Here is a 21613-nt window from a genome sequence, read left to right as displayed (position 1 = left end):
CCTGCGCGCCACCTTCGAGGCGTCGGGCAACCTTCAACACCATGCCATGCGAGAGTGGCAGGCGCGCATGCACGTGCCGCTATCCCGGTTCATTGCCAGTGCAGAGCAGCGCGAAGCGCTGCTTGCTCGTCTCTACCAGGAAGCGCGACTGGCGGGGCTTCCACCCAACCTGGTGCTTGCGCTGATCGAGGTGGAAAGCGCTTTTCGACAGGATGCAGTCTCTTCTGCCGGCGCTACCGGTCTCATGCAGATCATGCCCTTCTGGGTTGCCGAGCTTGGCCTGCCCATGGATGATCTTACCGACCCTCATCGTAACCTGCGCTACGGCTGTACGATCCTGGCCCATTACCTGGCGGTGGAAAACGGCGACTTCACCCGCGCCCTTGCCCGTTATAATGGCAGTCTGGGCAAGACCTGGTACCCCGAGCGGGTCATGCATACCTGGCAAAGCGCCTGGCGTTAACCAGTACGCCGACATCTTCTCGTTCTTCTTCTCGTTCTTCTTTTCGCTCTCTTCCACTCCCCTTGTTTTGCGTCTTGCTTGCGTGAAGCAGAAACCTGATCATTCATTTTTAGTGTTTTCTTACCAAAGTTGGCTTATCGTTAATCAAAAAGCATGACTTTTTGCAGCAATCCATACAGTATTAAATCCAACATTTCTCAAGTGCAAATGGGGATCTTGTGAAGCTACCCTCACATCGTCTTTTCAAGAATTCGGCACGCACTGCGGTGCTGGCTCTTGTATCGGTCGTCTCTTCTGTTCACGGCGCGGTCATCACGGTTCACGATACGAACGGTCAGCCGCTCGAAGACGCCGTTGTCGAGATTCACTACCCCCGCGAAGCGCCCATCACCACGCAAGAGGGCGATATCTATCAGCGAAACGCTGCGTTTCATCCCAAGGTGCTGGCCGTACCGGTGGGTAGCCTGGTCTCGTTTCCCAACCAGGATACGACCCGCCATCACGTTTACTCGTTTTCACCGGCGAAAACCTTCGAGCTGAACCTCTACCTGAAGGAAACCCCTACGCCGATCCAGTTCGACCAACCCGGAATCGTGGTACTGGGCTGCAATATTCATGACAACATGCAGGCCTTCATCGTGGTAAGCGAGGCGCCTTACGTGAAAAAGACCGGCGCCGACGGCGTGCTGGAAATCTCCACGTTACCGCCTGGCGAGCATCGTGTACGGGTGTGGCATCCGCAGCTTGATGACCGGCAGGAAATCTGGTGGGAGGGCGATATAACCCAGAATGATGCGCTGGACGTTCGCCTCGAGCTCAACGCCTTACCGCCGGTGGCGCCCACGCTTTCACCTCTTCAACAACGTTTTCGAAAGGCGACCGAGACGTGATGCGATGTTGATACGTTACGGGATCGCTACCGGGAAAGTTGCTTTGATGAAGGTCACTTCCAGAAAAGTCGTTTTTAAAGGCGCCGTTATCTCGAGGATGCCATGCGCTTTCGAACGCGTCTGATGCTGGTACTGCTCACCGTGGTGATCGTGTCGCAACTTGCCACCGGCGCGGCGTTCTTGCGAGCAACCCAAAACGACATCCTCGCTAAAGGCAGCCAGCGCCTGGAGGTCGGTGCCAACGTCTTTCACCAGCTTCTCGAAGCCCGTGGTGAGCAGCTCAGCCAGAATATTGCCATTCTCGCCGACGACTTCGGTTTTAAAAGCGCGGTATCCACCCAGGATACCGAAACACTTTATTCTGTACTGGCAAACCACGGCGCCCGCGCCAACGCCGATATAGTGCTTCTCAGCGATCTGGAAGGGCGTGTTTTAGCGAGCAGTCATCACGCAAGCGACAGCGAGATGCCTTTCCCGCAGCTTTTCGAGCGCGCCAACCTGAACGGCTCGGCAGTGAGTGTCGTCGTGGTCGACGATCAGCCTTTTGAGTTCGCCCTGCTGCCGGTTCGTGCGCCCCACCTGATCGGCTGGGTAGGCATGGGGTTTTTGATCAATGAAGCGGTGACCGACGAGATCATGGCATTGACCGGCCTCGATACGAACGTCGTCACCTATCAAGGCGACATGATCAGCTATCTTGCAAGCTCGCACCCGGCGCAGACAGCGCGGGAGCTAGTACGCAACAGCAGCGAACAGCTCACCGGTGGCGAGTATTCCACCACGAGCCAGATGACGCCCGATGAGGAGTATCTTTCCTACGCCAGTACCCTCTACGCGGACGATACCCAACGGACCCACGTACTTCTGCAGCTATCGCGCAACGAGTTGCTGGGCGGTTATCGCTCGCTGCAATGGCAGCTTCTTGGGATCATGGCGCTGATATTGCTGTTCACTATTCTGGTGGCCATATGGAGCGCCCGCAGCATGAGCAAACCCCTGATGGCGCTCGCTTCGGCGGCAAGGCGCATTGGTCAGGGCGAGCGCGTGACCGATCTTGCCCAAGGCGCCCAGCGCAGTGAAACGAGCCAGCTCGGCTCGACCCTTCTGGCCATGCAAGACGAGATCGCAAAGCGTGAGGCCGTTCTTCTCTACCAGTCACGTCACGATCTTTTGACAGACCTACCCAATCGCATGAGTGCCGAGGAAGATATCCAGCGGGCAATCGATTCCGGCACGGCCTTTACCCTGATACGTCTGGCGATCAACAACTTTCGCGATATCAAGGATACCTTCGGCTACGCGCTCGGAGACAACGTGCTGGTAGCCCTGGCTCAGCGCCTGCAAGACCTGGACGGCTTCGAGAGCACCGCCTATCGACTGGATGGTGATGAGCTGCTTCTGATGCGCCGTCAGGCGGAAAACGACGACGAGTGGCAAGACCACCTGTTCACGACGCTTTGTTATCCGATCCACCTCGATAAATCGCCCATCACGCCCTCATTGAGCATCGGTGAAGTCAACTACCCCGACCATGGCGATACGCCCCAGCTTCTATTGCGTCGCACCGATATCGCCCTCGATATGGCCAAGCGCCAGCGCAGCGCCCATCAATGCTATCAGGAGGGCCAGGACGAACAGCACCAGCGCCAGCTCACCCTGATTCGCGACCTTCAGCGGGCCGTCGATAACGGTGAACTCTGGATGGCTTATCAGCCAAAGGTCGATACGCAAACCGGTCGGGTCGATCAGTGTGAAGCGCTGATGCGCTGGCATCATCCGCAGTTGGGGTTCATTCCCCCGGATGAATTCATCGGACTGGCGGAGCGCTCCGGCCATATCGGCATGCTGACCCAGTGGATGCTGTCGCACATCGGCGCGCAGCTACACGCCTGGCAACAGGACGGCTACCCGTTGTCGGTGGCGGTCAATCTCTCCGCCAGCGATGTCATGAACCCTCAGCTTTCCGAGCAGATCGCCGGGCTCTTGCAGCATTATGGACTCTCCTCCCGGCAGTTGAGTGTCGAAGTGACCGAAAGCGCGGTCATGCAGGATGTGGACATCGCCTCCAAAACCCTGCTCGAACTCAGCCGCCTGGGGCTATCGATCGCCATCGACGACTATGGCACCGGCTACTCCTCGCTTGCGCAGATCAAGCGCCTGCCCGTGAATGAGCTGAAAATCGACAAATCCTTCGTGCTCGCTCTGGATACGCAGGCGGACGATGTCACCATCGTCCGCTCGACGATCGAAATGGGCCATAGCCTGGGGCTACGGCTGGTCGCCGAAGGTGTGGAAAATCGTGCCAGTGCCGAGCTTTTGAGCAAGCTTGGCTGCGACTATCTGCAGGGCTACTGGATCGCCAAGCCGATGCCCAGCGATGCGTTGACCGGATGGCTGGATAACTTCGAGACACTATCGCTTCCCTTGCCCGATCTATCGGTCTAGAACCCTCAAGAGAGCTTCAGGATGTTCAGGATGTTCACTTCACATGCATCGATATTCCCCTCTTGCCCGACCGCACGACGGTTACTGACCCGTATTGCGGCCGTGGCTCTGGCACTGGTGGCCACGGATTCACTGGCCGGTAGCCGCATCATGAGCACGGGCGGCGTCAGCGCCATCGAAGGCGCCGCCGGGGGCGGATTATCGCCCTGGGCGGTACTGTCCAGTACCGCCAGCGCTCAGGAAATCGGGGCGACCGCGATGTCATCGCGTGCCTGGCTTGATGATTATCGTCTCACGGTCGTCGGCGCCAGCCTGAATGTCCATGATCGCGTCGAGATCTCCTACGCGCGCCAGACGCTTGACCTGGAAACCCTGGGCGGCCAGCTGGAGCAGGATATCTATGGTGCCAAGCTGCGCTTATGGGGCGATGTGCTCTATCACCCCTGGGGCATCTGGAGCGCGGGGGTTCAGCACAAGCGGCTCGTGGATGGTAGTACCCCAAGTGCTCTGGGGGCCCATCGAACGAGGGGAAGTGATGGCTACCTGAGTGCCAGCAAGCTGCTGTTCGCCGCTGTGGCCGGACGCAACGTCTTGCTCAACGCGACGCTGCGCAACACTGAAGCCAACCAGGGAGGACTCCTGGGTTTTGGCGGCGACCAGGGGGGCCACCAGTGGGTGGCGGAGGGAAGCGTTGGCCTTTTCATCACACCGCAATGGATCGTGGGTACGGAGTATCGTCAAAAACCCGACAACCTGAGCGTGGCCCGGGAAGATGACTGGCAAAGTCTCTACAGCGCCTACTTCTTCACCAAACACGTCTCCCTGACCGGCGCATGGCTGGATCTGGGCGACATCGCAGGCCTGCCCTCTCAGCGTGGCGGCTATCTTTCACTCCAGGCTGCTTTTTAAGTGGAGGGCTTGATGACACGTTCAAAGAACCAATGCCGCGCTCGGCGCACATACCTGGCAACAGCACTGCTTGCAAGCGTTCTGGCCCTGGCCGGCTGCGCGCATACCGCCCCCGAGACAACGCTTTACGAGCGAATGGGGGGTGAAAGCACCATCGATGCCGTGGTCGAGAGCTTTCTGTATCGCGTTGCCGACGACCCGGAACTGGTCGGTTTCTTTGCCAATACCAACATCGATTACCTGGCAAGCTCACTGGCCAGCCAATTCTGCGATGTAAGCGGCGGGCCCTGTCGCTACGAGGGCCCGCCCATGGAGCGTGCTCATCAGAACATGGGCATCACCGACGCCCACTTCAATCGTCTGGTCGAGCATCTCGACGCCGCCATGCAGGCGCAGCAGGTGCCGCTGAGCGCGCGCAACGCAATACTCGGCCGCCTGGCCCCTCTGCATGGCGATATCATGCGCTATCAATAGCTGACCAGGAGCCGGCAGGCCATTCAGGTAAGCCATCCGGGTCAGACAGGCAGGTAAAACGCAGATAAAAAAAGCCGGCCTCGTGGGCCGGCTAGTGAAGGCGCAAGCCTTCCCCCTGACAAGGCAAATGCACGCTGACAAGAAAACCGAACCTGCTGCGTGCCAATCGCCTGTGAACACCTTACGGGGTTCGGGTTTGAAAAACCCTGATCTCTGTCATGTTTTGATCCGTTAGAGCACTTTGCGGTCTTCCACCTTTTTATGTTCGGTGCCGGGGGGCAGCGGGTGGCCCTTGGCCAGTTCGGCACGGGTCGCCTCGCGTACGCTGAGCACCTTGACGCGGTAGTTCAGCGTACGCCCCGCCAGCGGGTGGTTCATGTCCACGCGCACCCTATCGTTCTCGACACCCAGCACCGTGACAATCTGCGGGCCCGCCTCGCCTTCGGTCTGAAAGCGGCTGCCCGGGGTCAGCGGGGCGCTGCCGAAGGCATCCTTGCCCAGGGTCTGCACCAGGGCTTCGTCGCGAAGCCCGTAGGCATCCTCGGGGGCAAGCGTTGCGCTAAACGCATCGTCTGGCGCCTTGTCGCTCAACGCGCGCTCAAGGCCAGGCAGAATATTGTCGTGGCCATGTAGATACTCAAGCGGCTTGTTGCGCGCATAAGAATCATCCAGCGGCGCAAGCGTCCCATCGCTTAGCACGTCGCTCAATACGTAATGTAGACTGACGACCTGGTGTGGCGTAATCGACACGGAAAACTCCTCTCCGGTAAGCTATCGGCTCTTTCACGTGGCTAGTTTACCATCGTCACGTTTTCTCAAGGCTATCGTTGCCGGCTTTTCTTGGAGTTTTAAAACCATGGAACCTTATGTTCGGCGTAGCTGGCGCAGTGCGCTGGCCGTCTACTTCTGCGCGCCGGTCATCACCATGCTGTTTCTGGGGTTTTCAGCGGGTTTGCCCTTCTTGCTGGTATTCTCCACGCTATCCGCCTGGCTTCGAAGCGACGGCGTCGAGGTGGCGGCTATCGGCTTTTTCTCCTGGATCGGAATTCTGTATTCGATCAAGTTCTTCTGGGCACCGGTGGTCGACCGGCTGGCACTGCCGTTTCTGACCCGGGGACTGGGCCAGCGCCGGGGCTGGATGCTGGTCGCCCAGGCCACCATCGTGGCGGGGTTAGTCGGCATGGCGGGCATCGACCCGGTCGGCAATCTTTTCTGGGTGGCAGCGTTTGCCCTGCTGGTGGCGTTTGGCTCGGCGACCCAGGACATCGCCGTGGACGCTTACCGCATCGAATCCGCCGGCGACGATCTTCAGGCGGCGATGTCGTCGACCTATATCATCGGCTACCGCTGCGGGTTGATTGCCGCCGGTGCCGGGGCGCTCTATATCGCATCGGCATTTTCCTGGTACGTGGCGTATCTCGCCATGGCAGCGTTGATGGGCGTGGGCGTACTGACCGTGCTGATTCGCCCAGAGCCTCAGCGCGCTTCACTGTCGATTCAACTGGTTCACGAACCCAGCGTGCGCGCCTTCATTCGCCAAAGCCGGGGTAAACCCAAACTTTATCGGCGCACCATCGCCTGGACCATCGGCGCGATCATCTGCCCGTTTCTCGATTTCTTTCGCCGTTTCGGCGTCAAGGCGCTGGGGCTTCTGGTATTTATCGCCGTCTTTCGAATCAGCGATCTGGCCATGGGCTCCATGGCGAACCCGCTGTATATCGACCTGGGGTTCACCCTCGAGACCATTGCAGCGGTGACCAATATCTTCGGCATCGCGATGAGCATTGCCGGTGGCATTCTGGGCGGGCTTTTAGTGGCGCGCTACGGGATAGGCCCCCTGCTGATCGTGGCAGCGGGGTTTGTGATGGTCACCAATTTACTGTTTGCCGCCCTGGCGCTGATGGGGGATCGCTTGCCCATGCTGGTGGTCACCATCATCGGCGATAACCTGGCCAACGGTCTGGCCAGCGCCATCTTCATCGCGTTCTTGTCGAGTCTGACCTCGAAAGCCTACACCGCGACCCAATACGCGCTGTTCTCGTCGCTCATGACGCTGCCGGGGAAGTTCCTGAGTGGTTTCGGTGGCTTGGTAGTGGCGGCCCAGGGGTACGCCACCTTCTTCGTGGTGGCGACCGTGCTGGGCCTGCCCGCCGTGTTACTGGCGGTCTGGGTCAATAAGGACAAGGATCTTCCAGGGGGGTCGAAGCGCTAGCGGTGCTGAATCAGCCACTCAAGCGCACCGGGAGTGGTGCGCCACTGATCGCGCATCAGCGTTCGATACTGCCACGCCTCGGCGCGTGAGCCCGGGTCCACCTGGCCATCCGCGTAGGGAAGCGAGGGTTTGGGGCTTTCCGCACAGATAAGTTCCAGCGCGTGACGGTTGTGGTCCATCGCCTTATGCAGCGCGTGCTCGGCGGCGTCGTACTCGGCCAGACGATAAAGCGCCAGCGTGCGTCCCATCAAAAGGCCCAGCACCAGTGAGCCATCATCCTTGTGGCTCTCCTCGGTCAGCCGCAGCGCCTGCTGGTTGCGGTCATCGCGCAGAAGCTGATCCAGTACCAGCTCCTTGAGCCCCAGGCTATCTTCCTGGTCGATCTCCAGAAGCTCTTCGGCAAGCTCGCGAGAGTGCTGACGAGCGCCACGCTCCATGCCGACCACCAGCGCCAGGCCGGTGCGCAGCAACATGACGTTATGGGCGTCGTCCCAGCAAAGATTGCCGTCACCTGCCGCGCGGGCCTGCTCCAGCCAGCGCGACAGACGAACCGCCAGCGGCTCCAGCAGGCTCGGCGCCATCCAGGGCAGACTACCGAAGCGGCTGGTCAGCGCCAGGGTCACATCCTGAACGACCTGGGGCGCATCCAGCCACTCGGGGTTGGCACAAAGCGCCGACATCCACTCCACCGCATTGCCCCACGGGTCGTCGCGAAAGCCAAGCGCCACGTCGTCATCCACCCACACCTGGAACTGCTCGTGCCAGGCGGCAAACAGCGTCTCTTCCCGGGCGGTGGTGGTATAGAAAAGACGTTCGCCGTCGTCAGAGGGCTGGATGTCGAGCTTCGGCGCAGTGGGAAGTGCGGCCAGCAGCGACTGCAGCGAGATCAACGGCGTGGCCAGATCGTCCTCGGCGCTCAACAATTGATCGGCCAGGGTCGCGCCGGGGTTATCCGCCAGAGCGGCCAGGAAATCGAGCTGCTCTTCGTCGAGGCCCCCCTGGCGCACCAGGCGGCGGTACCAGAAGTCCGCGCGCTCCTTGGCTTCTTCCTCGTGGCCCTCGTGCAACAGCAACATCGCCTCGATATAAGCAAGCGTGGGCGAATCCGGCAGCGCCTGCATCGCCTTGATGAACGCTCCCCGGGCGCTGTCCAGATCATCATTGTCTAGATGCATCAGACAGAGTCGTTCAAGAGCCACTCCGCGCAGAAACAGCGGACCGCGCTCCATCACGTCATCGAGCAGGTCGGCGCGCTTGCGAGTGAAGCCGCGCTCCTGGTAGATATCCAGCAGAATCTCGAACGCCGGCTCGGCCTGATCGGGCAGACGCGACCAATCACTGCCATCGAAAAGCGACTCGAGTATCTGCATGGCGCGACCGGTCTGGCCGCTTTCCGCGGCAATCAGCCCGCCTTCCAGAAGCGCCTGGGCGGGAGCCTGATGGCTATCGAGGGCGCCCTTGAGTGTGGCGCCCTTCCACTCCTTGAGCGAGAGCATCCACATCATCTGCGCCGGTATTTCAGTGGGGAAATTCACACGCTGACAGCACTGCTTGTACTTGCGTCCGGAGTCGCACCAGCAGGGTTCGTTGCGCCCGGGAGTGGCCAGCGGTTCGCTGGCGAAATCGAGGCGTTCAAGGGGTGTCTGTGACCAGAGTATCGGCGCCAGCGCCTGGGCCGTTGCCACATCGCCATTGAAAAACTCGGCACCCTGCGCCCGCACCCAGGTCATGAAATCGGGATAGTGTTCTTTTTGCCTGATTGCCGAGAGCGCCCCTGAGGCAAATCCCAGCAGCTGATCGACCCATACCGCCAGCATTGCCATCTCCACTGTCTTTGAAAAGCGCCATAGTCTATCACGCAGCACGGCGCTCCCGCAGCGGCAATCTGTTACGTTCGCGCCCAGGCTAAAAGGGGCTGGGCACGCTCATGCATATCCAGCCGCGCCTTCAGGCGGACCAGGTTCCAGTAGTGGCCGTTCAACGCGCGCGAGAGCAGCAACGTATCCGCCGGAGGCTGCAGTCTGTCCATGGCGCCCCATACCTTGGGCGAGAGTTCACGCAGGCGCCGGTGAACACGCACATCGCCAAAATCCTGCTCGCCGGGTTCAAACAGTGGCGCCACACACTCCGCCGCTTCCCGGTAAAGCGTCAGCGGCGCGCCCTGTCCTTGACGCCCTCCCATTTGCAACATGGCTTCGTCCATTGCCATGGGATCCTGGTCGAGCGTAGCCCCCAGTAGCGCCATCATCGCTTTTAGACGTACCTCGGGCACCGGGATCACCGCCCCGAAATCATAGATGATCAGCCGCCCCTGAGCGTCGGCGGCGAAATTGCCCGCGTGCGGGTCGGCGTGAAACTCCCCATGGGTAAAAAGCTCCTCAGTGATCCAGTCCGCCAGCGTTTGTGCCACCTGCTGGCGGGTGTCGTCATCCGCGCTTTCCAGTTCACGCAGTGGCGTGCCATCTACAAAACGCATGGCCAGCACGTGAGTGCCGGACAGTTCAAGAAGCGGCTCGGGAATCACCAGCCGCGGCTCATCCGCGTAGCGCTCGCGATAGCGCGCCAGCGCCTGGGCTTCGGCCTGGTAATCCAGCTCGTCGCGAAGGCCGGCGGCCAGTTCCTCGAACATGGCGTCCAGCCGTGCCTGAGGCACCTTGAACCAGCGCCCCAACCGCATGATACGGCGCAGTTGCACCAGATCGCTCTCCAGCACATCGGCGAGCCCCGGGTACTGGACCTTGAGCACCACGGTTTCACCTTCCAGGGTGATCGCCTTGTGTACCTGGCCCATGGAAGCGCTGGCGAACGGGCGCTCCTCGATCTCGCTGAAGTGCCGCTCGAGATCGCCATACTGAAGCACCAGCGCCTCGCGAATGCGCGGCCAGGGCATGGGTTCGGCCTGGCGCTGCAGGCGGGAAAGCTCCTCGGCCAGATCCGCCGGCAAGAGGTCATCCCACTGGGACATCATCTGGGCCATCTTCATCGCCGGGCCCTTGAGTTCTGAAAGGCCTTCGAACAGCGCCTCGCCCAGTGCCTGCCAATCCGCCTGGCCGCCCAGGCGAGTCTTGAGCATCGCCCCGCCGGTGCGTGCCCCCAGGCCCATTAGCCTGCGTGTTCTGCCGCGTTCGCGCATCAGTTCGCCTCGATCATTTTATGGATGGCGCGCCAAGTTTTTATCCGCAAGCCTCAGCTTTACGCCTTGTCAGCTCTGTTACCATAGGCTTAATTTCCTAACTCGTTAAGGTAAAGCGTGGCATGCGCTTGATTATTGCTGAAAAACCCAGCCTTGCCCGGGCCATTGCCGAAGCGCTGCCGGGCAGCCCCAAGCGCCAGGACGGTGCTATCGTGTGCGGTGATACCACCGTGACCTGGTGTCTGGGCCACTTGCTCGAGCAGTCCCCGCCGGAAGCCTACGACCCCGCCGACAAGCAGTGGCGCCTGGATCGTTTGCCCATCGTGCCCGGCACCTGGAAGCTGGCCCCGCGCACCAAGGCGCGCGGCCAGCTGGCGGTGATTCGCAAATTGATCAAGCAGGCAAGTGAGGTGGTACACGCCGGCGACCCGGACCGTGAGGGCCAACTGCTGGTGCAGGAAGTGATCGAGCATCTGAAGTATCGCGGCCCGGTTCAACGCCTGTTGATCAGTGATCTCAACCGCCCGGCGGTTACCCGGGCGCTCGCCCAGCTGCGTTCCAACGCCGAATTCCAGCCACTCTTTCAGGCAGCGCAAGCACGCTCAAGAGCCGACTGGCTGTACGGCATCAACCTGACTCGCGCCTGGACCCTGACCGGCCGCCAGGCGGGCTTTGACGGCGTGCTTTCCGTGGGTCGTGTGCAAACGCCGGTGCTTGGGCTGATCGTGCACCGCGACAACGCCATTCGCGATTTCAAGCCCCACCCGTTTTACCCGCTGTGGGTGGATCTCAGGGTCGCCAACGGCCAGCTGCGCGCCTGGTGGGCGCCGAAGGAAAATCAGCCGCTGGACGATCAGGGCCGCTTGATTGACCGCAGACCGGCCGATGCGCTGGCGGCAAAGCTTCCCGGCACATCCGGCCAGTTGACCACTCTCGATCAACAGGAAAAACGCCAGGCCCCACCACTGCCCTACTCGCTCTCGGCGCTTCAGGTAGACGCCGCCCGCCGCCATGGGCTTTCCGCCCAGATGGTGCTGGATATCTGCCAGCGCCTCTACGAGCAGCACAAGCTGATCACCTACCCGCGCTCGGACTGCCGCTATCTGCCCGAAGAGCATCTTTCGCTTGCCAGGAAGAGCCTGAGCGGGGCTTGTCAGAACGACGCCACACTAAGGCAGTGGCTGCAGGGCGCCGACTTCACCCTGCGCTCCAAGGCCTGGAACGACAAACAGGTGGGCGCCCACCACGCGCTGGCCCCCACCGGCAAACCGGCAGACTTCAGCCAGCTTTCGGCGACCGAAGGCCACGTTTTTCGGCTGGTGGTACGCAATGTGATGGCGCAGTTCTATCGCCCCTTACGCACTTTCGAGGTCAAGGCCGAATTCACCCTGCTTTCCGAGGCCTTTCGTGCCCGCGGCCAGAGCATTCTGGACCCCGGCTGGAAACCGCTTTTCACTACCAGAGAAGATGCCCCGCCGCTGCCCACGCTGACCCAAGAGGAAGCCTGCCAGGCGCTGGGCGCAGGTGTAGAGGAAAAGGAAACCCGCCCGCCGGAGCCGTTCACGGATGCAAGCCTCATCAAGGCGATGATGAACATCGGCCGCTACGTGGAAGACCCAGAAGTTCGCCGCACCCTGCGCGACACTGACGGCCTGGGCACCGAGGCAACGCGGGCCGGTATCATCGAAACCCTGGTGCAGCGCGGATATCTGGTGCGCCAGCAAAAGGCCCTGCGCGCCACCCAAGTTGGCAGCGCGCTGATTGCGGCGCTACCCAGTGCCGTCAGCACGCCGGAGCGTACCGCCCTATGGGAGCAGCGCCTGCGCGCAATTTCCGAACGCCAGGACGACCCCGGCGCCTTCCAGCAGGCCTTGCTCGACGATTTGCGCGCCCTGCTTGAGCAAAGCGATGCGGGCAAGCTCAGACAGAGCCTGCAAACGGCGAAAGGCGCTGCCGGCAGCACGGCCAAGCGCAAAGGCAAGCCAAGAAAGAGCTATACAAAAAGAAGAAGTACCGCTTCAAGCAAACAGTAGCGTAATGTTGCCCCTATGAACCTTTCTTAACCCATGTTCTTGTTCCAGGCGTCGCTACTGGCTATACAGAAGGCAGGATACGTCAGAGTTGTGACTACATGGAGCTCAACATGAAGCGATTGGCTGAACATGTTGCAGCCAACGCGGAGCGCTCAACCGCAGGGCCTTGGCCCGTTCGAGGAGTTCAAGCATGACACGACGAACGCTTTCCCTACTGGTTGCCTTGCTAGGCGCTGGCTTCATTACCACGCTCCAGGCCACCGAGTCGGCAGCTCCCCAGAACGCAACCGGAGCACTGGCGCCTCATGCAACGCCTGAAAAGCCGAACGTAGATACCGGCACGGCCGGTACCACGAGCGGTATTACCGGTGCGGATATGGATCAGGAAAACGAGACGACGGGCGGCGGCCAATCACGAGGAGACGCCATGTTCCAGACCCCTGCCTCCCAGTCCGATGACGGGTCCGCCTATGAAACCGAGACACCCGAGCGCGAAGAGACGCTATTGCCGGATGAACCACTGGGTGCCGACGACAGTGGGCGCCGGGAAGATGGTGAATCTCAGGCCAGCACGTCTGATTCGCCCGACTAAGCCGTTGACAGCACGCTCTGTTGGCAACCGTGTCATTGACTCAATGACCAGGCGACGCATCACCCAGCAAGAAACAGACTCACACTATTTAACAGCTTAGTCTGATTAACAAATTAGTCTGTTTTCAAGTATTCACGATATACAGAACAAATCGACAAGAGGCCGTCATGACTCTGAAGGTTACGCGAAGACAGTTCTTCAAACTCGGTGCCGTTGGTATGGCGACATCCAGCATGGCCATGATGGGTTTTGCCCCGGAGCCTGCGATCGCATCGATCCGCCATTTCAAGCTTACCGGCGCCAAGATAACCCGCAGTAACTGTACCTACTGCTCGGTGGGCTGCGGCGTGCTGCTCTATAGCCGCGGCGATGGGGCGATCAACAGTATCGATAGCATCTACCATGTCGAGGGCGACCCGGACCATCCGGTCAGTCGCGGCTCGCTGTGCCCCAAGGGTGCGGGGCTGCTCGACTATATCCAGAGCGAGTCGCGTCTGAAGTACCCTCAGGTACGCGAACCCGGCACCGACGAGTGGAAGCGCATCAGCTGGGACGAGGCGCTGACACGAATCGCCCGACACATGAAAGATGATCGCGACGCCAACTTCGTCGACCAGGATGACGAAGGCAATACGGTCAACCATTGGACCACGACCGGGATGCTGGCGGCCTCCGCCTCGACCAACGAGACGGCGTACCTGACACAGAAGATAGCCCGTAGCCTCGGCATGGTGGTACTCGACAACCAGGCACGCGTTTGACACGGACCGACGGTGGCAGGTCTTGCCCCAACATTCGGTCGCGGTGCCATGACGAACCACTGGGTCGACATCCGCAACGCTGATCTCATTCTCGTCATGGGTGGCAATGCCGCCGAGGCGCACCCCGTTGGTTTTCGCTGGGTGATGGAAGCCAGAGAGCATAATGACGCCCAGCTCGTGGTGGTCGACCCCCGTTTCAACCGCACGGCGGCGGTGGCGGACTACTACGCGGAAATTCGTACAGGTACCGATATCGCTTTTCTGGGCGGTCTGATCAGCTACTTGATCGAAACCGATCAGATCCATCATGAGTATGTGCGCGCCTATACCGACGCGAGCCTCATCGTGCGCGAGGAGTTCGGCTTCGAGGATGGCCTGTTCACCGGCTACGACGCCGAGAACGCCGAATACGACAAGGAAACCTGGCAGTACGAGTACGACGACGAAGGCCACGCTCTGCGTGACGACACGCTCCAGCATCCTCGCTGCGTGTTCCAGTTGATGCGTGCGCACTTCAGCCGTTACACCCTCGACGTGGTCTCCTCGGTGTGTGGCACGCCCCGCGACAAGGTTCAGCACGTCTGGGACATGGTCGCCGCCACCGTCGTGGACGACAAGACCATGACGATTCTTTACGCCCTGGGATGGACACAGCACTCGATCGGCTCGCAGATCATCCGCACCGCGGCAATGCTTCAGTTGCTGCTTGGCAACATGGGCATGCGCGGGGGCGGCGTCAATGCCTTGCGCGGGCATTCCAACATTCAGGGGCTGACCGATCTTGGGTTGCTCTCGGACTTGCTGCCGGGGTACATGTCGCTGCCCGAGGCCGATGAGCAGGATTACGAAGCCTATATCCTCGATCGCGCGCGCCCGGACCTGCTGCCTGGTGAAATATCCTATTGGCGCCATTACGAGCGTTTTCATGTCAGCCTGATGAAGGCGTGGTTTGGCGAGGCGGCCACCGAAGCGAACGACTGGTGCTACGACTGGCTGCCCAAGCTGAGCGAGACCTTGTATGACGTGCTGCATACCTTCGAGCGAATGAGCCATGGCGAAATGACCGGCTACATTTGCCAAGGGTTCAACCCGCTGGCCGCCTTCCCGCACAAGGCCAAGACCAGTGCGGCACTTTCCCGCTTGAAGTATCTGGTGGTCATCGACCCGCTGAGAACCGAGACCGCCGAGTTCTGGAAGAACCATGGCGAATTCAACGACGTGGACACGGCCGAGATCGGCACCGAGGTGTTCCGCTTGCCGACCACCGCGTTTGCCGAGGAAGACGGCTCCATCGTCAACAGCTCACGCTGGCTGCAATGGTTCTGGGCGGCGGCGCCGCCGCCAGGCGAAGCGATTCCCGATACGGCCATTCTGGCGGGCATCTTCATGCGGATGCAGCAGATGTATCGCGACGAAGGCGGCGCCTTTTCCGATGCGCTGCTCAACCTGAGCTGGCCCTATCGTTACCCGACGGAGCCGAGCCCCAACGAACTGGCCCGGGAGTACAACGGTTGGGCGCTCGAGGATGTCTATGACGAGCAGCGCAATCTGGTCTGTCGGGCGGGGGAACAGGTCGAGGATTTCGGCATGCTGCGTGCCGATGGCAGCACGGCGAGCGGTTGCTGGATCTTTGCTGGCTGCTGGACCAATGAAGGCAATCAGATGATCCGCCGCGACAATTCCGACCCCTACGGCGTCGGCCAGACGTTGGGCTGGGCCTGGTCGTGGCCGGCCAACCGGCGGATCCTCTACAACCGGGCAAGTGCGCGTCCCGATGGCACTCCCTGGGCCGAGCGCAAGGCGGTCGTCTGGTGGAACGGCAGTCGCTGGGTGGGTAATGACGTGCCCGACTTCCCGGTGGAATCCGCACCGGAAGCGGCGCAAGGCCCCTTCATCATGAACCAGACGGGTCGAGGGCAGTTCTTTGCCCGCGACCGCATGGTCGAAGGGCCTTTCCCGGAACATTACGAACCGTTTGAAACACCGATCGCCAACAACCCGATGCACCCCGATAACCCACTGGCCAAGAACAATCCAGGGGCGCGGGTGTTCGAGCAGGATCGGGCCAACCTGGGCACCTTCGAGGAGTTTCCGCATGCGGCGACCACCTATCGCCTCACCGAACATTTCCACTACTGGACGATGCACAACCGTTTGAACGCCATCGCCCAGCCCGAAAAGTTCATCGAGATTGGCGAAATCCTGGCCAACGAACTGGGCATTGCCAAGGGCGACCGGGTTCGGATCAGCTCCAAGCGCGGTCATATCGAAGCGGTGGCAGTAGTGACCAAGCGCATCCGTCCGCTGCAGGTAGCCGGGCGGACGGTGCACCAGATAGGCATCCCGATTCACTGGGGCTATCTGGGGCAAACCAAGCGGGCTCACCTGACCAATACGTTGACGCCCTCGGTGGGTGACGCCAATACCCAGACACCGGAGTTCAAGTCGTTTCTGGTTCGGGTCGACAAGCTTTAAGGAGGCGAGATGAGAGGCGATCAGATCAATCAGCAGAATATCATCAGACGCTCAGCGACCCAGGTAGCATCACCCCAGGAGCGTAGCGGCGGGGTCGAAACGGTCACCAAGCTGATCGACGTATCCCGCTGCATCGGCTGCAAGGCATGCCAGGTTGCCTGCTCCGAGTGGAACGACTTGCGTGACGAAGTGGGTGAATGCGTGGGCGAATACGACAACCCGACGGACTTGACACCCGACTCCTGGCAGGTGATGCGCTTCAACGAGTATGAGAACGAACAAGGCAACCTGGAGTGGTTGATCCGCAAGGACAACTGCATGCACTGCGCCGAACCGGGCTGCCTCGAGGCGTGCCCGGCACCCGGCGCGATCGTCCAGTACGCCAACGGCATCGTGGACTTCAACTCCGAGCACTGCATCGGTTGCGGCTACTGTGTTGCTGGCTGCCCTTTCGATGTTCCGCGCATTTCGAAAAAGGATTCCAAGGCCTATAAGTGCACCCTGTGTTCTGATCGTGTCTCGCATGGTCTGGAGCCGGCCTGTGTGAAATCCTGCCCCACCGGGTCGATCATGTTCGGCACCAAGGAGGACATGCTCGATCTTGCCGAGAAGCGCACCGATTTTCTCAAGGGACGCGGCCATGAAAACGCCGGTATCTATGACCCTCAAGGCGTAGGTGGCACCCATGTGATCTACGTGTTGCAACATGCCGACAAACCCGAGATCTACAGCGGTTTGCCCAGAGACCCGCGCATCAGCCCGCTGGTCGAGGGCTGGAAGGGTATCACCAAGCCGCTGGCCTCGGCGGCTATCGGGCTTGCGGCGTTTGCCGGGTTCTTCCACTACCTCACCGCAGGCCCCAAGGAAATACCGGAAGAAGAAGAGGAAGAAAAGGAGAGAGAGGTACGCGCGGACGAGGAGCGTGACCAAAAGCCTGGGGAGAAACGGCCATGAGCGAATCAAAACCACATGCCAAAACCGATCGGGGCCTGTTACGGTATGACGCGTTTTCGCGCATCAATCACTGGCTCATCGCGATCAGCTTCGTGATGCTGGTGCTCAGCGGGCTGCCCTTGTTTCACCCCTTCTTCTGGTCGTTGACCGGGCTGTTCGGCGGCCCGACCATGACGCGTATCCTGCACCCGTATATCGGGCTGTTCATGACACTGTTTTTCATGATCATGGCGGTCCGCTTTTTCAAGGTGAGCCTGATCAAGCGCCATGATATTCAGTGGCTCAAGCAGATCAAGGACGTGTTGAGCAATCGTGACGAGCGGCTACCGCCGGTGGGCAAGAACAATGCCGGGCAGAAGCTGGTCTACTGGATCATGGTGCTCTGTGTGCCGGTGCTGCTGATGTCGGGGCTGCTTATCTGGCAGCCCTATTTCGCCGACGCCATCCCCGTCACGCTGCGCCGGCTGGCCGCCTTTGGGCACGCTTATGTGGCCTTGCTGGCGATCATCACGCTGATCATTCATATCTATTCGGGTATCTGGGTGAAGGGTTCGTTCACCGCCATGATTCGTGGCCGGGTCAGCAAGACATGGGCGAAACATCACCACGATCTATGGTACGAGGAGGAAATGGACAAAGAGCGTATGGAGAAGGAGCGCAAGGAGCGTGAGATGTCCAGGCAACAGCACCCGATCATGACTAGAGAGGAGTCCAAGTGAACCACGCCTATGGCAATGCCCCGATGGGCATCATGGATCCCCCTTCCGTGGTGCTGCCCGAGCAGGAGCACTTTGCGCAGCGCGCCCAGCGCCTGCATGAGCTTTCCGAGCGTGTCGAACCCCTGCGGGATTTTCTGACCTTCATGGCCCAGCTCTCTCAGGCGCAGCAGCGCACGCTAGAACACTATGTGCCGGCGTGGCTGCCCGAACCGGACGCCTTCGTGCTCGCTCTGGAGCACGGCATGCCGCCGCTGGGTACTCAGGCGCTTCGCCGCGACATCGATTTTCATGGAGAACTCACCGCCCTTCTCGACGGCCTTGATTTGCATGTCGGTGAAGCGCAGCGGCCATTGCTCGACGCCCTGCGTGCGTTGCCCAAAGAGGAGATCGACCACCTCGCCCAGGAAGTGCTGGAGGCGCGCCCCGGCCCAGAAGCGAGTCGTGGGCTTATGCCCTTGGTAGCGGCAGCGTTGCAGGTGGCCTGGCTGCGTCTGGCGCGCACTCTGCCCCACCCGCCAAAACGCCCTACCGCCGAGGCCCGCTCGATCTGTCCCTGTTGCGGTTCGCTGCCGGTGGCAAGCCTCATCCAGATCGATTCCCAGCGCAGCGGGGTGCGTTATCTGCAGTGCGGATTATGCGCGACACAGTGGTATCTGGAACGCTCCAAGTGCAGTGTCTGCGATCAGAGCGGCAAGCTTGACTACCTGAGCCTTGAGGACGAGGCTGGCGAGTGCCTGCTCCCCACCCAGGCCGAGACCTGTAGCGACTGTCACTCCTACCTCAAGATCATGCCCCGCGAATTCGACGCACATGCAGAACCCCTCGCCGACGATCTCGCGAGCCTGGCACTGGATCTGCTGCTAGCCGAGGAACAACAGTATCGTCGCAGCGGCTTCAACCCTTTGCTGATCGTTGGTGAATGAGGCCCCTCGAGTGGCCATGGACGGCCCGCTTGCTCACGACCTATTTCAAGAATATGAAAACAACAATCGCCGTTTGATGTAGCCCAGTGGCCGTATGACCATTCAGCCGGCCCCTCTTTGTCTGCATCAAGCTCCGCTGAGTCACGGGTTTTGTATGAAAGCCAAAGTCAGCATATCCGACATTTTCGCAAATCTTATTAAGATAACGGTATAAAAAAATTATCAACACAAGCCCCCGATAGTTTGCCCGGTATTGCCATCACCCAGTCCCGAAGTGCCAGAATCGTGGGATCACTTCGGCGGCTTTCCGGGTAGGCGAGAAAGAAGCCGCGGTCTTCGAGCTCGGGGCCAAAGGGGTGTACCAGACGTCCTTCCGCCAATTCATCTTCGATCAGTTGGCGGCTCATTAGCATGACGCCCTGCCCACCCACTGCCGCCGCAATAACGTGGCTTTCATCAGAGAACGCTAATCCGGCATCAACATTCAAACCAGGAATCCGGGCGATTTTCTGGTAACCCGGCCAATCTATGGGCGATCTAAATACACCCTGCGGCCGAAAGTGAATCAGCGGATATTGGGATACCTCCTTCCCAGCCTGCTGCGCCAACCGTGGGCTGCAAGCGGGTATCAAGGTGGTATCAAACAGCTTCTCGGCGACCAGCCCCGGCCAGTGCCCATCGCCATGGCGAATGGCCAGATCGGCGGTTGTTCCATCTATCGCGACGGGCTCGTGGGAGGCATGAATGCGCAGATCGATATCGGGGTGAGATTCACTCAGCCTGTAGATCCAGGGCAATAACCAGCGTACGGCTACCACTGGCGTAGTGGTCAGAGTAACGCCCCGCCGTTCGGGCAAGGCACTCAAGCGCTCGATGGTATTGCTGATATTGTCGAAGGAAGATTCCAATACCTGCGCGAGCTCCCGCCCTGGGGCCGTAAGCACCAACTGCCTGGGCCTACGTATAAACAGCGCAATACCCAGCGCCTCTTCAAGCCCGCGAATCTGGTGGCTGATGGCCGTGGCGGTGACCGAAAGCTCCAGCGCCGCCTGTTTGGCACTTTCGTGCCGGGCCGTCGCTTCAAACGCGCGAAGGGCCGAAAGCGAGGGCAAGCGTCGTGAATTCATAAGTGAGATTTATTCATCCATATCGACAAGAAACGATCGTTTGTCGCGCCATCGGTCGCGCTCTAGTCTTTAGCGTTCATCAGCATAGATGAATTCAGCTCAAAAGGAGACTTTTCATGTCGCATATTCTGCATATCGATGCCAGCGCCCGGCCCGGGCTCGCAGGAACGGATCACCATGGCTCACACAGCCGATATCTGTCGCACCAATTCGTTCATCAATGGCGGCTGCGCTGCCCGCAGGACGGTGTTACCTACCGCGATATAGGCCAGCAACCGCCCACCTTTATCAGCCACGACTGGATTGCGGCGGCTTTCACGCCTGAAGAGAAACGCGAGCCGTGGATGCAGGCAACGTTGGCGGAAAGCGACACGCTTGTCGATGAGCTGATTGCCTCGGATATTCTGGTGATTGGCACTCCGCTCTACAACTTCGGGATGCCCGCCAGTCTCAAGGCGTGGGTCGATCAAATCATCCGGGCCGAGCGAACGGTCGGGGTCGACAAGAGCAACCTGCAAGATCCTTACACCCCCAAGCTTGCAGATCGAGAACGGCATGCGGTCATACTCGTTGCCAGAGGCGGCATGAATATGGCGCCGGGCGAAGCGATGGCACACATGAATCACCTGGAACCCAACCTGGCCTCAGCGCTAGGGTTCGTCGGGATCATCCGACTGCATATCATTGCTATCGAAGGTCAGGAAGTCGGTGGCGAGATGTTGGCAAAATCAATTGGCGAGGCCACGCGGAAGGTCGAGCGGCTGGTAGCAGAGCTACAAGGGACGTTGAGTGCAACTCTTGTGCACGAACCGGCGTAACAGTGCGTCAGCACTAATTAGCCGTAAAAAGCGTCCGGACGTCTCTGCTCAGGGCGTCCGCGCGTTTATATCGTTTTAACATAGTGTGCTCATTGCGCGCTTTTACATAAAAAGGATGTTACGCGGTCTTGCTTATTAAATACGCCTACGCAGCACACCACGTATAAAACTTCCCTTCGCTGCCGTATACGCTTCCCGGTCGGTTTTATACTCAGTCGCCCAATACTGTTTATTTTTCGCGTACATCAGCGCCAGCACAGTATCGGCGCGCAGTTCGTTGCGAAAAGCCAGGCGCTTTTGCCATGCTTGGCCGCCATACACCATTAGATGCAGATGATGAGTCCTGCGGCCATTGGCCCACCGCATCAACCAGCGCCTGTCCGTCAAAGTAGCGTTGTATTCCAGCGAGGTCGTGTAGTTTGAATCGCACAAGGGGCCCATGAGGGCATCCGCCTGGGTTATCGAATCGACCCCCGCCATGATATCAATGATCGGCTTGGCCGAAAGCCCCGCTACAGCGGTACTACCGATATGCTCGATGGCTACCAGCTTATCGGGAAAAAAGTGTAATAGCCGAGCACGCTCTTCTTCAAACTGCTTTGGCCACTCGGCATTGTATGAGCAAAGCTTTACTTCCTCGTTAATGGCTCGGTTCAAGGACTCTGCGTCATCCATACACCCGGTA

The 21613-nt window shown here is 60.0% G+C and carries 18 protein-coding genes; 13 read left to right on the top strand and 5 right to left on the bottom strand.

The genetic code is table 11. From position 1 onward, the window contains the following. Positions 1-46: 46 nt before the first annotated feature. From ACWF8S_RS07995 to ACWF8S_RS07975, 5 genes are all read left to right on the top strand, one after another. A complete protein-coding gene (locus tag ACWF8S_RS07995) occupies positions 47-463 on the top strand; it encodes a transglycosylase SLT domain-containing protein (protein ID WP_447556568.1) in 417 nt (138 codons plus the stop codon). Positions 464-681: 218 nt separating this feature from the next. After that, entirely contained in the window at positions 682-1353 is a 672-nt protein-coding gene (locus tag ACWF8S_RS07990; RefSeq protein ID WP_447556329.1) for a Cupredoxin, read from the top strand. A gap of 102 nt (positions 1354-1455) precedes the next feature. Beyond that, positions 1456-3798, top strand: coding sequence for a putative bifunctional diguanylate cyclase/phosphodiesterase (locus tag ACWF8S_RS07985; protein ID WP_447556328.1), 2343 nt, complete (start codon positions 1456-1458; stop codon positions 3796-3798). Between the two features lie 30 nt (positions 3799-3828). Then, positions 3829-4707 carry a DUF3034 family protein gene (locus ACWF8S_RS07980; RefSeq protein WP_447556327.1) on the top strand — a complete coding sequence of 293 codons (879 nt, stop codon included), beginning with the start codon at positions 3829-3831 and terminating at the stop codon, positions 4705-4707. A 12-nt stretch (positions 4708-4719) separates the two neighbouring features. Continuing rightward, positions 4720-5181, top strand: a complete 462-nt coding sequence (locus tag ACWF8S_RS07975; protein ID WP_447556326.1) for a group I truncated hemoglobin — start codon at positions 4720-4722, stop codon at positions 5179-5181. A 231-nt stretch (positions 5182-5412) separates the two neighbouring features. On the opposite strand, the gene ACWF8S_RS07970 is transcribed toward ACWF8S_RS07975, so the two are convergent. Continuing rightward, entirely contained in the window at positions 5413-5931 is a 519-nt protein-coding gene (locus ACWF8S_RS07970; RefSeq protein WP_447556325.1) for an FKBP-type peptidyl-prolyl cis-trans isomerase, read from the bottom strand. A gap of 106 nt (positions 5932-6037) precedes the next feature. Between ACWF8S_RS07970 and ACWF8S_RS07965 the strand changes: the two genes are divergently transcribed. Next, the gene (locus ACWF8S_RS07965; protein ID WP_447556324.1) at positions 6038-7393 is read left to right on the top strand and encodes an AmpG family muropeptide MFS transporter; all 1356 of its coding nucleotides are present in this window, start codon (positions 6038-6040) and stop codon (positions 7391-7393) included. Here the strand turns inward: ACWF8S_RS07965 and ACWF8S_RS07960 are convergent. Together ACWF8S_RS07960 and ACWF8S_RS07955 are read right to left on the bottom strand one after the other, a co-directional pair. Further along, positions 7390-9210 carry an SEC-C metal-binding domain-containing protein gene (locus tag ACWF8S_RS07960; RefSeq protein WP_447556567.1) on the bottom strand — a complete coding sequence of 607 codons (1821 nt, stop codon included), beginning with the start codon at positions 9208-9210 and terminating at the stop codon, positions 7390-7392. The genes ACWF8S_RS07965 and ACWF8S_RS07960 overlap by 4 nt on opposite strands. Positions 9211-9281: 71 nt before the next feature. Beyond that, a complete protein-coding gene (locus tag ACWF8S_RS07955) occupies positions 9282-10526 on the bottom strand; it encodes an ABC1 kinase family protein (RefSeq protein WP_447556323.1) in 1245 nt (414 codons plus the stop codon). 122 nt (positions 10527-10648) lie between these two features. On the opposite strand from ACWF8S_RS07955, the gene ACWF8S_RS07950 reads away from it, so the two are divergent. The 6 genes from ACWF8S_RS07950 (at position 10649) to fdhE (ending at position 18983) form a co-directional block, all read left to right on the top strand. Next, a complete protein-coding gene (locus tag ACWF8S_RS07950) occupies positions 10649-12559 on the top strand; it encodes a DNA topoisomerase III (RefSeq protein WP_447556321.1) in 1911 nt (636 codons plus the stop codon). A 190-nt stretch (positions 12560-12749) separates the two neighbouring features. After that, complete coding sequence (locus tag ACWF8S_RS07945; RefSeq protein WP_447556319.1) at positions 12750-13151, top strand: hypothetical protein; 402 nt, start codon at positions 12750-12752, stop codon at positions 13149-13151. A 173-nt stretch (positions 13152-13324) separates the two neighbouring features. After that, entirely contained in the window at positions 13325-16387 is a 3063-nt protein-coding gene (gene fdnG / locus ACWF8S_RS07940; RefSeq protein WP_447556566.1) for a formate dehydrogenase-N subunit alpha, read from the top strand. 9 nt (positions 16388-16396) lie between these two features. Next, positions 16397-17341: a formate dehydrogenase subunit beta gene (gene fdxH, locus ACWF8S_RS07935; RefSeq protein ID WP_447556318.1), complete on the top strand. Its 945-nt coding sequence runs from the start codon at positions 16397-16399 to the stop codon at positions 17339-17341. Further along, the gene (locus ACWF8S_RS07930; RefSeq protein ID WP_447556317.1) at positions 17338-18060 is read left to right on the top strand and encodes a formate dehydrogenase subunit gamma; all 723 of its coding nucleotides are present in this window, start codon (positions 17338-17340) and stop codon (positions 18058-18060) included. The genes fdxH and ACWF8S_RS07930 overlap by 4 nt, the downstream gene beginning before the upstream one ends. Beyond that, on the top strand, positions 18057-18983 hold the full coding sequence (fdhE, locus tag ACWF8S_RS07925) for a formate dehydrogenase accessory protein FdhE (RefSeq protein ID WP_447556316.1): 927 nt from the start codon (positions 18057-18059) through the stop codon (positions 18981-18983). Before ACWF8S_RS07930 ends, fdhE begins: the two co-directional genes overlap by 4 nt. A gap of 197 nt (positions 18984-19180) precedes the next feature. Here the strand turns inward: fdhE and ACWF8S_RS07920 are convergent, their stop codons facing one another. Then, positions 19181-20110 (bottom strand): LysR substrate-binding domain-containing protein, encoded by a 930-nt coding sequence (locus ACWF8S_RS07920; RefSeq protein WP_447556315.1) that lies wholly within the window; start codon positions 20108-20110, stop codon positions 19181-19183. A gap of 116 nt (positions 20111-20226) precedes the next feature. On the opposite strand from ACWF8S_RS07920, the gene ACWF8S_RS07915 reads away from it, so the two are divergent. Beyond that, a complete protein-coding gene (locus ACWF8S_RS07915) occupies positions 20227-20928 on the top strand; it encodes an FMN-dependent NADH-azoreductase (RefSeq protein WP_447556314.1) in 702 nt (233 codons plus the stop codon). 135 nt (positions 20929-21063) lie between these two features. Here ACWF8S_RS07915 and ACWF8S_RS07910 read toward each other — a convergent pair whose 3' ends face one another. Next, positions 21064-21603: a GrpB family protein gene (locus ACWF8S_RS07910; RefSeq protein WP_447556313.1), complete on the bottom strand. Its 540-nt coding sequence runs from the start codon at positions 21601-21603 to the stop codon at positions 21064-21066. Between the last annotated feature and the right edge of the window lie 10 nt (positions 21604-21613).

Source organism: Vreelandella xerophytica, assembly GCF_968048975.1.
Note: the sequence above shows the minus strand (reverse complement) of the source record. Positions and strands in the feature narration are given on the sequence as shown.

What these genes read in the sequence shown, in the direction of transcription:
- ACWF8S_RS07995 (WP_447556568.1), top strand. Translation starts at nt 47, where the DNA reads ATGCGAGAGTGGCAGGCGCGCATGCACGTGCCGCTATCCCGGTTCATT.
- ACWF8S_RS07985 (WP_447556328.1), top strand. Translation starts at nt 1,456, where the DNA reads ATGCGCTTTCGAACGCGTCTGATGCTGGTACTGCTCACCGTGGTGATC.
- ACWF8S_RS07980 (WP_447556327.1), top strand. Translation starts at nt 3,829, where the DNA reads ATGTTCACTTCACATGCATCGATATTCCCCTCTTGCCCGACCGCACGA.
- ACWF8S_RS07975 (WP_447556326.1), top strand. Translation starts at nt 4,720, where the DNA reads ATGACACGTTCAAAGAACCAATGCCGCGCTCGGCGCACATACCTGGCA.
- ACWF8S_RS07965 (WP_447556324.1), top strand. Translation starts at nt 6,038, where the DNA reads ATGGAACCTTATGTTCGGCGTAGCTGGCGCAGTGCGCTGGCCGTCTAC.
- ACWF8S_RS07960 (WP_447556567.1), bottom strand. Translation starts at nt 9,210, where the DNA reads ATGCTGGCGGTATGGGTCGATCAGCTGCTGGGATTTGCCTCAGGGGCG.
- ACWF8S_RS07955 (WP_447556323.1), bottom strand. Translation starts at nt 10,526, where the DNA reads ATGCGCGAACGCGGCAGAACACGCAGGCTAATGGGCCTGGGGGCACGC.
- ACWF8S_RS07950 (WP_447556321.1), top strand. Translation starts at nt 10,649, where the DNA reads ATGCGCTTGATTATTGCTGAAAAACCCAGCCTTGCCCGGGCCATTGCC.
- ACWF8S_RS07945 (WP_447556319.1), top strand. Translation starts at nt 12,750, where the DNA reads ATGACACGACGAACGCTTTCCCTACTGGTTGCCTTGCTAGGCGCTGGC.
- fdxH (WP_447556318.1), top strand. Translation starts at nt 16,397, where the DNA reads ATGAGAGGCGATCAGATCAATCAGCAGAATATCATCAGACGCTCAGCG.
- ACWF8S_RS07930 (WP_447556317.1), top strand. Translation starts at nt 17,338, where the DNA reads ATGAGCGAATCAAAACCACATGCCAAAACCGATCGGGGCCTGTTACGG.
- ACWF8S_RS07920 (WP_447556315.1), bottom strand. Translation starts at nt 20,110, where the DNA reads ATGAATTCACGACGCTTGCCCTCGCTTTCGGCCCTTCGCGCGTTTGAA.
- ACWF8S_RS07915 (WP_447556314.1), top strand. Translation starts at nt 20,227, where the DNA reads ATGTCGCATATTCTGCATATCGATGCCAGCGCCCGGCCCGGGCTCGCA.
- ACWF8S_RS07910 (WP_447556313.1), bottom strand. Translation starts at nt 21,603, where the DNA reads ATGGATGACGCAGAGTCCTTGAACCGAGCCATTAACGAGGAAGTAAAG.